The sequence below is a fragment of the Bacteroides bouchesdurhonensis genome (genome assembly GCF_900155865.1).
In the GTDB taxonomy this organism is placed as follows: Bacteria; Bacteroidota; Bacteroidia; order Bacteroidales; family Bacteroidaceae; genus Bacteroides; species Bacteroides bouchesdurhonensis.
In genome coordinates this window covers 842,194-853,935 of sequence record NZ_LT707006.1, presented here as the reverse complement: position 1 = coordinate 853,935, position 11,742 = coordinate 842,194, and the positions used below count along the sequence as shown (strand labels likewise).

7 protein-coding genes and 1 pseudogene are annotated in these 11,742 nt (G+C 38.4%); 4 read left to right on the top strand and 4 right to left on the bottom strand.

Annotated elements, in window-relative coordinates; translation table 11 throughout:
- Positions 1-45: 45 nt before the first annotated feature.
- Both CZ225_RS03245 and CZ225_RS03240 read right to left on the bottom strand, forming a co-directional pair.
- A complete protein-coding gene (locus CZ225_RS03245) occupies positions 46-1,488 on the bottom strand; it encodes a glycoside hydrolase family 140 protein (protein ID WP_129585737.1) in 1,443 nt (480 codons plus the stop codon).
- 68 nt (positions 1,489-1,556) lie between these two features.
- A complete protein-coding gene (locus CZ225_RS03240; protein WP_077152962.1) occupies positions 1,557-2,966 on the bottom strand; it encodes a sulfatase family protein in 1,410 nt (469 codons plus the stop codon).
- 849 nt (positions 2,967-3,815) lie between these two features.
- On the opposite strand from CZ225_RS03240, the gene CZ225_RS03230 reads away from it, so the two are divergent.
- Positions 3,816-5,924, top strand: a complete 2,109-nt coding sequence (locus CZ225_RS03230; RefSeq protein ID WP_077152960.1) for a BT4734/BF3469 family protein — start codon at positions 3,816-3,818, stop codon at positions 5,922-5,924.
- Between the two features lie 297 nt (positions 5,925-6,221).
- Here CZ225_RS03230 and CZ225_RS03225 read toward each other — a convergent pair whose 3' ends face one another.
- Together CZ225_RS03225 and CZ225_RS03220 are read right to left on the bottom strand one after the other, a co-directional pair.
- Positions 6,222-6,728, bottom strand: coding sequence for a hypothetical protein (locus CZ225_RS03225; RefSeq protein ID WP_129585736.1), 507 nt, complete (start codon positions 6,726-6,728; stop codon positions 6,222-6,224).
- 104 nt (positions 6,729-6,832) lie between these two features.
- Positions 6,833-7,924 carry a 6-bladed beta-propeller gene (locus tag CZ225_RS03220; RefSeq protein WP_234982987.1) on the bottom strand — a complete coding sequence of 364 codons (1,092 nt, stop codon included), beginning with the start codon at positions 7,922-7,924 and terminating at the stop codon, positions 6,833-6,835.
- A gap of 934 nt (positions 7,925-8,858) precedes the next feature.
- Between CZ225_RS03220 and CZ225_RS24675 the strand changes: the two are divergent.
- The 3 genes and pseudogenes from CZ225_RS24675 to CZ225_RS03200 form a co-directional block, all read left to right on the top strand.
- Positions 8,859-9,179: pseudogene (locus tag CZ225_RS24675) on the top strand (ISAs1 family transposase); the annotation flags it as partial.
- Between the two features lie 74 nt (positions 9,180-9,253).
- The gene (locus CZ225_RS23830; protein WP_200800566.1) at positions 9,254-9,559 is read left to right on the top strand and encodes a hypothetical protein; all 306 of its coding nucleotides are present in this window, start codon (positions 9,254-9,256) and stop codon (positions 9,557-9,559) included.
- Between the two features lie 95 nt (positions 9,560-9,654).
- Entirely contained in the window at positions 9,655-10,857 is a 1,203-nt protein-coding gene (locus CZ225_RS03200) for an IS110 family RNA-guided transposase (RefSeq protein WP_077152882.1), read from the top strand.
- Positions 10,858-11,742: the final 885 nt, after the last annotated feature.

The following is an 11,742-nucleotide window of genomic DNA, read 5'->3' as shown; positions in this document are numbered from 1 at the left end:
GACACATTTCGTAATGATATCCAAAGCCAGACTTTGACTTTACATTCACCTTTTTCCTGGTGCAGGATATTTTTTTGAGGCATCATCCAAAACCAGAACCCAATCTATCATTTCTCCCGGATCAGGAGAAATAAATGTCTGTACTCCTTTATTAGAGTAAATACCTGCATTACTAGCTTTTCCTGTTTTTGGATTATACCACCAAGCCTTGATTTTATCACCTTTCAATACATTCATTCGTACCTTAAACTTTCTCCCGACAGGTGCGTATATCATGGCGTAGGAGAAATCTTGATCACAAGTAGCAACAAAACGATAGCGGCCTTCTCCCGGCATGGCTGTCGGAACTTTGTCTGTAACCAGAATCTTCTCTGTTGCAGGTATACGGGTAAAGAATGGGCGTGATTCTATCAATAAACGTCCGTATATCATTTGCTCTGAACCTGGCTGATGTATGGCATCACGCCAAGACATTAAAGGATTATTAATAGGTCCCGATTTGTCAGGATCATACATTTGCCAAATCGAATGATGACCATAAGTATGCCCGAAAGCTCCATTAAATAAATCCCAATATAGAGCACGACGAATATCCGATGCGATGGAATGTCCCCTACGTTTAGCCTGAAAAGCAACAGGATGATCTTCATACAGAGGTTCACCATCCATTACCGGCTTAGCGGGAGTACGATTATAATCATCCCTGGTTTTAGAATAGTTCCCATATTCTACTTCGTGCCCGTTCTGACGCATATTAAAATCCAGCCAATCTTCCGCATGAAAGAACTGGGCAGAACCTTGTCCTCCTGTAGGATGGAATGTGCGGAGATGGTTCTTTCCATCCCCAGCCGCAAGTCCCTCGGCCATGGCCCTTATTACTTCTTTTTGATTCTCATTCTCAGGATTTCGATCTCCTCCCAGAATCCATATAATTTGCGCCTCTTTATAACGTTTCCCCAGAAATTCTCCATAACTCCTCGCATTCTGTTTATTAAAGATGGGAGTACCGTCATGCCAATATCTGCCCCATGTTGGAAGAAAGCCTATATATAAATTAAGTTCGTTGGCTTTTTTTACAACATAATCCACATAATCCCAATAATCATTATCGGCACCTTCTTTTATTAAAGGTTTATCCGGATCATTATTTTCAAAGGGTAGAAAACCGTAAGCGTTTGGCACATTGATTCCATCGAGCTCAGCCAAAGCAACTGCTTGTATAACAGTAAAACCTTTCCGCGCACGATCTTCAAGATATAAATCAGCTTCTTCCTTATTGGTGCGATGAAATAATTCCCACGCCGTATCTCCTAGATAGAAGAAAGGCGTACCATCACTATACTGCAAGAAACGTTTATTTTCAGAGATCTCAAGACGAGTTTTAAGAAAATCTCCTTTTGTTTTGGAGTATTTACTTACCTGCGCTTCTATCCCTCCGGCAGACAACATTACTATTATCCAAATGATAAACCATTTTTTATTTTGCATGTTTGTATCATGTTTTATTATTAATCATAGTCAGATATTGCCCTATCAGGATAAAGCAAACTAACTATTTAATGAGAAACATCCTCTACACGACCTGCCGGACGCCTGTTTCTTCCTTTCGACTTCGTCAGATTATCGCCCAAATCCTCTCTTGCCTCTTCGGCCACCTTCTCTAATCGTTCTGCTATTTCCGGATACAATTTTATCACATTATATCTTTCTCCCGGATCACGACGGAGATCAATTAACCACTTCTCATTTAACGGATAAAACTCATTGACTTTCCCGGGTGCTCCATCGTTACCAGGCAGAAATCCCTCATAAGTACGATGCTTATGTGGAAATATCAATTTAAAGAACCCATCCGTCACAGCTTCCAAATCGTTTCGACGATAATAATAATAAAATGTAGAACGAGGATTTGCACCGGGAATCTGTTTCAATAAAGGAACTAAGCTGACACCATCTACTTTATGTTCCGGAAGTGGCACATCTGCAATCTCAGCAAATGTAGTCAACAAATCAATGCCGGATGCCAAATTGCCGCAGATACTCCCGGCTGGGATCGTCCCTTTCCATTGCATGATGCATGGGACCCGCTGTCCGCCTTCAAAACTTGTGCCTTTCCCTTCACGTAATCCTCCGGTATTACCGGCATGATTGCCATAATTCAGCCAAGGTCCATTATCGGACAAAACAATAACCAACGTATTTTCGTCCAGTCCCTCTCTTTTCAATTTATGCAGTATCTCCCCTATACTCCAGTCTAATTCCATCATCACATCCCCATATAATCCTATTGCACTTTTTCCTTTGAATTTGTCAGACACAGCCAATGGAACGTGCGGCATAGGATGAGCTAAGTACAGAAAGAAAGGATTTTTCTTATTTTTATCAATAAAATCAACAGCCTTATTGGTAAAATCCGTCGTAAACCGACTTTGGTCAGGATTCAGTTCAATTACCTCTTCTTTTTCAATTAACGGCAAATCAGGATAACGGTGACTGGGATGGTTCGGCCACATATCATTAGAATAAGGTATGCCATAATAATCGTCAAAGCCATTTCTTAAAGGAAGAAATTGTATCGCGTCTCCCAAGTGCCATTTTCCATAAGCTGCACAAGTATACCCTTTAGGCTTCAAAACTTCAGCAATAGTCAATTCATCCTCATGTATTCCGTTTTTTGCTCCGGGAGAAGGTGCACCGGCCATTCCGATACGATTGGGATAACATCCTGTCAATAGTCCCGCACGCGAAGCCCCACTCACAGCTTGTGGGGCATAGAAATGAGTGAATTGCATACCCTCTTTTACCATCCGGTTCAGATTCGGCATCTCGTATCCCATAGCTCCATTGGAGCACACATCGCCATATCCCATATCATCCATCAAGATAATTACAAAATTTGTATGTTTCTTTGCTGATAACATCTGGGGCAAGCAAAGGATTCCGATCAATAAAGTGGTCACTCTCATTTTTCCAATATAGATTTAAAAGATATAGGGTGGCAAAATACTAAAAAAATCTTGAATCTACAAGAAAAGAAGCGATAATATAATTTGCGGGCAATTATTAAGAGGGTTGTCTTTCCGGCTAAAAATTCTTTTCTTATATTTGAGCTTTACAAAACAAAACTTTATATCAGATCAAATTAAAAATAAACTGAAATAGAATTGATTATGGAATATATAAACAATGGGAAATAGCCAACAAATACCATCCATCGTATGACTCAGCAACAAAGTAAAAGTGCAGATCCAAGTATTCCTTTAATCTGGAGAATATCAGATTTTCCCTTTTGGACTGATCAGATTATATCCCGAAACCGTTCTACCAGAAAAAAAACATCATTTTCTCTATCAACCTATCACCAGTCTTCTGTATTCCCCTGTTCATCGTACTTTCAAGAGGTGATAGGTTGGAAATCAACCTATCACCTCCTCTATCACCTATCACCGGCAAACTATATAACATATAACCTATATTTACCAGAAAACATACAGGTAAACCAGATGTTTTTAGCCTATAAACACTTTGTTCAAATGCTTGTAACAAAGTGTTCGCCTTATTGAAACAGAGTGTTTCATATAGGGAAACAAAGTGTTCTATATAGTGAAACAAAGTGTTTCAATGTATAAAACACTTTGTTCCACCCTATAGAACTGTAATTATAGCATTACTTATAAAATATTCATCCTTATAGTTTCTATTTTTCCCTCAACAATATATTTTATAAACATGCTACATCATTTGGAAAACCGGAGAATAAGCAGTACCTTTATATGTCCTAAAGAACAGGGCACAAATTAGAAAACATTTTTATCATGAAAGTAACTTTGATGCGGGAAAACGGTGGAGCAACAACCATGCGCACGCTTGACGCAGACCTACAAATGAAAGCGATGATGCATGAAACAAAAGCTCAACCGGTAAGCAATCTGCGGATGAGCATACGATACGCATCACCGGACAGCCAACTGGAAGGAGTGGAAAAACTATCGAAGATCATTCCTGCCGCCGCTTTCCGAAAAACGCCTAACGGTATGCAAATGACCGAATACAACGGGGTTGTACAAATAGAAGTAAACCACCTGGCAAATCAGGTGGAAGTAAATCTGGTAAAACAGGAAGCCTCCGAACTTTCCCAAACGTTCGCCGCATTCATGGGATCGGGAGCACATTCCGTAAAAATATGGGTACGGTTCACACGACCGGACGATTCCCTACCGACAACGCGGGAAGAAGCCGAAATATTTCAGGCTCATGCTTACCGGAAAGCTGTCAGCCTCTACCAACCGGTATTATCTTACCCCATCGAACTGAAAAACCCGACTTTGGAACAGTTTTGCCGACAGACATATGATCCGGAACTCTATTATAACCCCCAATCTACTGTCGTCTACCTGCGCCAACCGTTAGAGATGCCTGCGGAAACGACTTACAAAGAAACCGTCCGGGCAGAATCATCCCCCTTCAAACGGTTAATCCCGGGATATGACAGTTTCGATACACTGTCCGCACTTTTTGAAGTGGCACTAAATAAAGCCTATCAATCGTTGAGCGAGCTCCAACCAAGTCTGCACACCCGCTCCGACGAAGACCTAAAACCCTTGTTAGTTCAGTTAGCCCGGAACTGCTTTTTGGCAGGCATACCCGAAGAAGAAACCACTCGTTGGGCAATCGCTCATTTCTATACAAAAAAGAAAGAATTCCTCGTCCGGCAAACAGTGCAAAACGTATATACAAACGCAAAAGGATTTGGCAAGAAATCTCCCCTCTCTCCGGAACAGGAACTGGGACTTCGTACTGAGGAGTTTATGCAACGGCGATATGAGTTCCGCTACAACACCATAACCGCAGTAACGGAGTATCGCGAACGAAACACGTTTTGTTTCTATTTTCGTCCTATTAGCAGCCGTATACGAAACAGTATCGCCATAAATGCGCGATTGGAAGGACTGAATCTCTGGGACAGAGATGTGATTCGGTATCTCGACTCCGACCGCATACCGATATTCAACCCGATAGAAGATTACCTTTTCAGTTTGGATGTCCGTTGGGACGGACGCGACCGGATACGCGAACTTGCCAACCGAGTGCCTTGCAGCAATCCCCATTGGCCGGACCTGTTCTACCGCTGGTTCCTGAACATGGTTGCTCATTGGCGTCAGATAGATCGGAAACACGCAAATTGTACGGTTCCTTTGCTAGTCGGTCCGCAAGCTTACCGGAAATCAACATTTTGCAGGAGTTTATTACCTCCTGAATTACAGACATATTATAACGACCGCATTGACTTCAGTAACAAACGGGATGCAGAGCTATCTCTCAATCGCTTTTTACTGATCAACTTGGACGAATTCGACCAAAACAAAGAAAATCAACAGGCTTTCCTGAAACATATTCTTCAGAAACCTGTCGTGAATGTTAAACGTCCGTATGGCACAACTACCGAAGAGATTCGGAGATACGCTTCCTTCATTGGAACGAGTAATCATAAAGACTTACTGACAGACACATCAGGGAACCGGCGTTATATCGTCATCGACGTCATGGGACCAATAGATTGCTCACCTATTGATTATGAACAACTTTATGCACAAGCAATTCATCATCTTTATAAAAACGAACGTTATTGGTTTGACACAGAAGATGAAAAATTTATAGAGGAGGGTAATAAGGAGTTTCAGGTCATGCCGATTGCCGAACAATTGTTTCACGAATATTTCCGCCCGGCTTGTGAAGGCGAAGAATGCGAACAGTTGCTCGCCATCGAAATATTGGAACAAGTACAACACGACAGCAAAATTCGTGTATCAAACTGCAACATTATTCAGTTTGGAAGAATCTTGCAGAAGAACAAAGTGCCTTCTACGAGGTCGAAGAGAGGGAATATGTATAAAGTGGTGCGCATAAAGCCTGAAAAAGGATAAATATACAATTTATCGAAGGTGATAAGTGATAGATGAGGGGGGGCTTCTTCACTTGAATTTCCACCGTAATGCGTCACTGACTGCAGTCAATTTGGCTAAAGCCGCATGTAAGAAGCCAGGAATACCATAATCCTCCTGCAAGTCGGTCATACACAATGCATATATGCTTTGAACGATTTATTAGTGTGTCTGATATGAAATCAAACACACTAATTATTGAACTCATTTAATTTACCGCCAAAATAGCTTAGGTTAGGATAATTTTTAACGAACTATTGTCTATAAGGAGTAGATTCTTTAATAAATTGGTTTATTCCAATATTTCTTAGATATATTTCTTAAATACAAATAGGAATATTCTGGGTAATTTACTAAAGGAATAAAACAGTGATTACATCTTAAATATTTATCAATATAGCTAAAAAATGGAGCATATTCAATTGAGGTAGATTTCCAAAATGAGAAGGAGTTAATGTAATAAACATTTAATTTAAATCCTAAATCATGAATTATATTACGGACTTCATTGTATTTTTCTTTTTCTGTAATTGCTATTATCTCAATATTCAAAGAATCTTTAGCATAAAGCAAGGCATCATATACCTCATCATAACAAACATTACAACATTGTTTTGGAACAAAAAGTACATTCTGATTTTTTATATTTCCAATAGGTATTGAATCTGTCTTTCCATTAGAATACTTGTATAAAAAAATATCGTCATTTAACTGAGTACAATCAAAATACATCGTTGCTTTCATATTTCTGGATAAAACTTTATGTAGAGTTGTACTATTAGCCATTTGTATGCTATTTTTTTGTTCTAAAACTTGACATTCTTTTGTTTTACGATACAATAAAAAAGTCGATAGTAATAATGAAACAACGCATATTACTGCTAGATATTCTATAGTTTTTTCTTGAAAGTACATTTTACTAATATTGGATTTGACTCTTCTGTAATATTATTATTAATCAATATTTTTTGAAACTCCTTATTGTCCTTACACATGTTGATAAATTGTTCTGATGAAATAAGAAAATAAAGAGCTTCCTCATCCATTGTGATAAGTGTATTCAAATTATCAATATTAATATGAGATAAAGTATTGATATCATCTTCTAAAATATTTCCTGCGATGTTAATGCTATTTAAAGTATTGTGAATGCTCCAAAAACATTTTTTATCTAAGAGAAAAGATAGCATTATATACTCTTTGTTTAATGCAAAATTATTAACAAAATAAACATATTCCCGCTTATTAGCTTCTATGGAAAATTCCATTATATCTGAAAAATTATGCTTAAAAAACTCCTCAGGAATAGAATGTTTACCAAAATCAAATGTATAAGCAACTTGTGGAGATAGTTTGTTATCAATCAAGTAAATATTTTGAGACGGACATGAAAAGAAAAACATTCCATCTTTTTTGTTGACAAAATTATTACCTTCAACGACAAAGAAAAAATTAGAGAGAGATGAGTCAATAGGAAAATATTCTTCTAAAATTTTTCTCTCTTTAGAATCATAATGGATAACTTTAGATTTTGTTTGATCAGAAATCAAATTATTATTATAAAACCAATAATCTGACTTGCCTGTTTTTGTGAATGAAAATGACATGAATGGTAGAGATAATGAACTCTTATATTGCCCATGCATATTATATTTCTGAATTTTTTTTCCATTCATATCTAATAATTCAATTTCTCCCATCTCATTATCAATATAGACATCATATAGTGATTTGTAATCTTCAGGTGCACTGCCTAATTTTGATAACTGGAGTTCTACATTGCCACTCTGTTTATTGAATAACAGAAGTGATTTATCACTTAACAAACAAACTTTATTGTCGAATATTCGCAAACGTTCTACTGTTCCAATTAGGGAAGAGTCTGTTGTTTCTAAAGGTATATAATTCACCTGTTCAAAAATATTAGAAAAATGAATTTTCGATGCTTCATTAATCTTTATTTCAATTTTTTTTTCATTCAAATCATTTTCTTTTTTGGATGAATGACACGAAGAAAGAAAAAGCATGATACACAATATTTCAAGTAGGTATGATTTCATCTTGATATTTTATATAATTCATATCTTAAATTGGAAAGTTTTCTTAATGTGAAAGGTTAATAGAGAACTGACTGAAAGATGTATTATTCCTATGATAATAAGGATAAATTAGAATACTTTAGTCAGTTCTCGATTTGATTCTAGCATACCGCGCCACAATCTGTACCTGTACAATTAGCACATTTAAAGTATCCAGATGTTGACTGTAATAAAAGACGTCCATGATTAATTCCGCTCACATCTGCAGCGACTGCCTCGATGTCATTCAGAATTATAGAAACAGATTTCTTTCCCATTGAAGAACAAATGAAAATGTTATACAAGCTGATAGCTACAACCAATAGCATAACAATCTTAAGCATTTTTCTTTTCATAATAGATATATTGAAAGGTTAATAGAAAAACAGATTTTATCTGTATATTTTTATAAATAAAGAAAATATAATCATTTATTATACTTCATATTATGCAATATTAACGTAATTAACTTATAACAATAGTTCGGTAACTTTTGAATTAACAGATAAAAAATAGACCAAGTCCTACCGATTCATTATATTAAGGGTTCCTACATCCTGAAAAAATGAATCTGAACGAACTTGACCAATATTTAGAGCTAATAAATAGTGTGCTGTTAAAATCCGCGGTAAAGATAAACAAATGGCGTGAGAAGTTTATGCTTGAAGTACTACTTTTATATTTGATTATCCCGGCTTTTTCATTTAAGAAATATTGTTCCTCGCTTGTTATTGCAGTAAAAATCCCTATATTCGCGCACAGCGATGCTGAAGCACCGCATTAGGTGTTTCTTCTCATCGTTCATTTTTATTTTTTTATAGGCGGAATTCAATAAAATATGATGTTGATATTGTTTTCCGCCTTTGTTTTCGCGATAGCAAAAATACGGTTTATTTCCCTGATATACAACTTTTTACACGTAATATTACTAAAAAAGAAACACCTTGACTGTCTTCGTGGCAGCATCCTGACTCATTTGAGAAAATTTGTATCCTCAGCCCCTGAATACCGCAGAACAAGTATGGGAAACTTCAAACACAAACTTGAAGACATACTTATGCTTGTCATATTGGGGAGACTCAGCAAGTGTATAACCAGAGCTGAAATACTTCAATTTGGCAAACGTCATTTGAAACGCCTGCGGGCGAAAGGACTATTTTCGTATGGATTACCCTCGGAAGCTACGCTTTGCCGTGTGTTTCAATGCATAGACGATGAAAAAAGGCTGATCGGATGTCTGCTTTTGCAGACGTTTTCCGCAAGGAAATATCCTCTTCGCCAACTGACATCATTTGTATTGATGGCAAGGCCATGCGAGGTACCTTGTACGAAAACGGACGTAACCCTGATATCGTTTCTGCATACTCACATCGTTCGGGCTTTACTTTGGCTACTGATGTTTGCAAGGAGAAAAGTAATGAAATCAAATCCGTGCCCCGGTTATTGGACAAACCAGACGTGTCAGGATGTGTCGTCACCGCAGATGCCATGTCATTCCAAAATTATATAGAAAAATCGAGTTTTTCTACACCAGCGTAATAAAAACCGAGGCCAACCCGCAAACTCTGCTTCATACTTCGTTTAATTGTTATGAATGTCCTATATTTAAGGAGTGTAACTAAAAAATCTCAAATATGGACAAAGACAGAATCGTGGCCGGCCTCGATGTCCACAAAGATACAATTTATCTCTGTGTGATGGACAATACAGAGTCCGTTATTTTTGCAAAAGTTTATGGTACATTGACTCCTGATTTACAACTTATGTGTTCCGACATGGTTTCTCATGGGGTGACAGAGGCAGCAATGGAAAGCACTTCGACCTATTGGGTTCCAGTGTGGAATGCCTTGTGCGAGAGCATGTCTCTCAAATTGGTAAATCCTTATTTTATAAAGCAGCTTCCCGGTCGCAAGAGTGATGTGAAGGATGCCCAATGGATAGCGGAATGCTTGTTGAAGAATCTGATTCGGGGAAGCTTTGTGCCGGATAAGACAGTGCAGGACATGCGCAAGTATAACCGTCGCATCTTCGACCTGAATGAAGACCTGACGTATAACACCAATAAACTGGACGCTGCTTTACAGCGATGTGGTTTTCGGTTAAGTAACTATGTATCCCGAGTCAATGGAAAAAGCTATCAGAAGTGCGTCCGTGCAATAATAACCGGTATAACAGACCCTGAGGAGCTGGTGAAACTCATTCATGGAAAAACTCTGCGTAAATACGGACGCAACATCATAAAGGATGCCGTAACGGGTGACTTCCACCAGGCAGACATCTGTTTGTTAAAGCAATACGCAGAGCTTATAGAGGTAATCGAGCGACAAATCGAAGAATGCAGGAATGCTCTCATTGCCATGTGCCAGGAACACTTCCCGAAACAATTCAAACGTCTACAGAGCATCCCCGGTGTTAAAGAACGCGCCGCTTCGGCTATAATTGCGGAGACCGGGGCTGACATGAAACCGTTTGAAAAAGCAACAAACCTCGTAGGATGGTGTGGATTGAAACCACGCAATGATATAAGCAACAATAAAGTCAAGAGCAACAGGACGACGCATGGGAACCGATTCCTGCGTCAGATATTGATTGAAATATCCTGGGTCGCATCAAGAACCCGCAACTGCTTTTTCTCAAACTTCAGCTACGTGCAATGCACCCAACGCCATAAGAACAAGATGAAGATACAAGTAGCCATCGCCCGAAAGCTATTGGTCGCGGTATGGCACATGCTGACAAAAGACGAGGATTTTATAGATGTTTACCTCAAGCGTCTTGAAAAGGAGGCGGAATGGCAAAATGATATTCAGGCATTAGAATCGTTATGGGTCGGATAGACCTTTCCGATATACCTCTATCGACAACATAATTACCTTTGTGCTGCCACAGGAGCGCGTTTACAAAATTATTGTATCCATAGAGGGATTGGACACCGGCGTAGTCCTTTCAGGCTGAAGAGGAAAGTAACAAACTTTATTACTTCGGACGACAAAACACTTGTCGTCTTAGGCGTTTTGTGGGAAAATTTACGGACTATAAGTATAATTAATTAGATACAAGTAAGTTACATACGAATATAAGAGCTGGGGATTTTTCTTTTTAGAGGAAAGGTAATAATAGACAAGATTAGAGAGAAAGGAGCAGACTTCGTGATCGAACTCAAGGCGAATCAAAGATCTTTGCGCTATGGGCTCGAAGACTCTATAAAGACCGCCACCCCGACTGATGTCTACAAGGAAGGTCCATACTTGGAACACGGCAGGATTGAGTCAAGGATATGCCGTATATACCGTGGGAAAGAATTTATTGTCGACAAGGAAAAAGCGTAAGGCTGAACGGGCGGCTAGGAACCTCGACACAATTCAAAGGATGGTCTTGGCACTGATTGCTGTTTGGAAGAACAGAAGGAAAAAAATATCAGATAAGCGAAAAGGCACGGCTGAGATAATGAGGGAGCTATCGGTAAGCTTCACTAAGGTGTTACATTTTCTGACTCAAAAATGAAAAAAAATTAGATTTGATTATTCCCAACACATTGATTTCCAAATACGGAATATCCGCCCATGTCACACTGGCATGGGGAGGGGGATTGTATCCCTAAATCAAAGCTTAAATGAAAAAGCCGTGGGTAACTATAACAAAATAGATTCATGTTTCATTATAACTGATTATTTTATCTATTTTTGTACTACTAAAAAATCACTTACTACAGAATACTTTTA

Excerpts from the sequence above, each read along its gene's own strand:
- CZ225_RS03245 (WP_129585737.1), bottom strand. The coding sequence starts at position 1,488 with ATGCAAAATAAAAAATGGTTTATCATTTGGATAATAGTAATGTTGTCT.
- CZ225_RS03240 (WP_077152962.1), bottom strand. The coding sequence starts at position 2,966 with ATGAGAGTGACCACTTTATTGATCGGAATCCTTTGCTTGCCCCAGATG.
- CZ225_RS03230 (WP_077152960.1), top strand. The coding sequence starts at position 3,816 with ATGAAAGTAACTTTGATGCGGGAAAACGGTGGAGCAACAACCATGCGC.
- CZ225_RS03225 (WP_129585736.1), bottom strand. The coding sequence starts at position 6,728 with ATGGCTAATAGTACAACTCTACATAAAGTTTTATCCAGAAATATGAAA.
- CZ225_RS23830 (WP_200800566.1), top strand. The coding sequence starts at position 9,254 with ATGTCTGCTTTTGCAGACGTTTTCCGCAAGGAAATATCCTCTTCGCCA.
- CZ225_RS03200 (WP_077152882.1), top strand. The coding sequence starts at position 9,655 with ATGGACAAAGACAGAATCGTGGCCGGCCTCGATGTCCACAAAGATACA.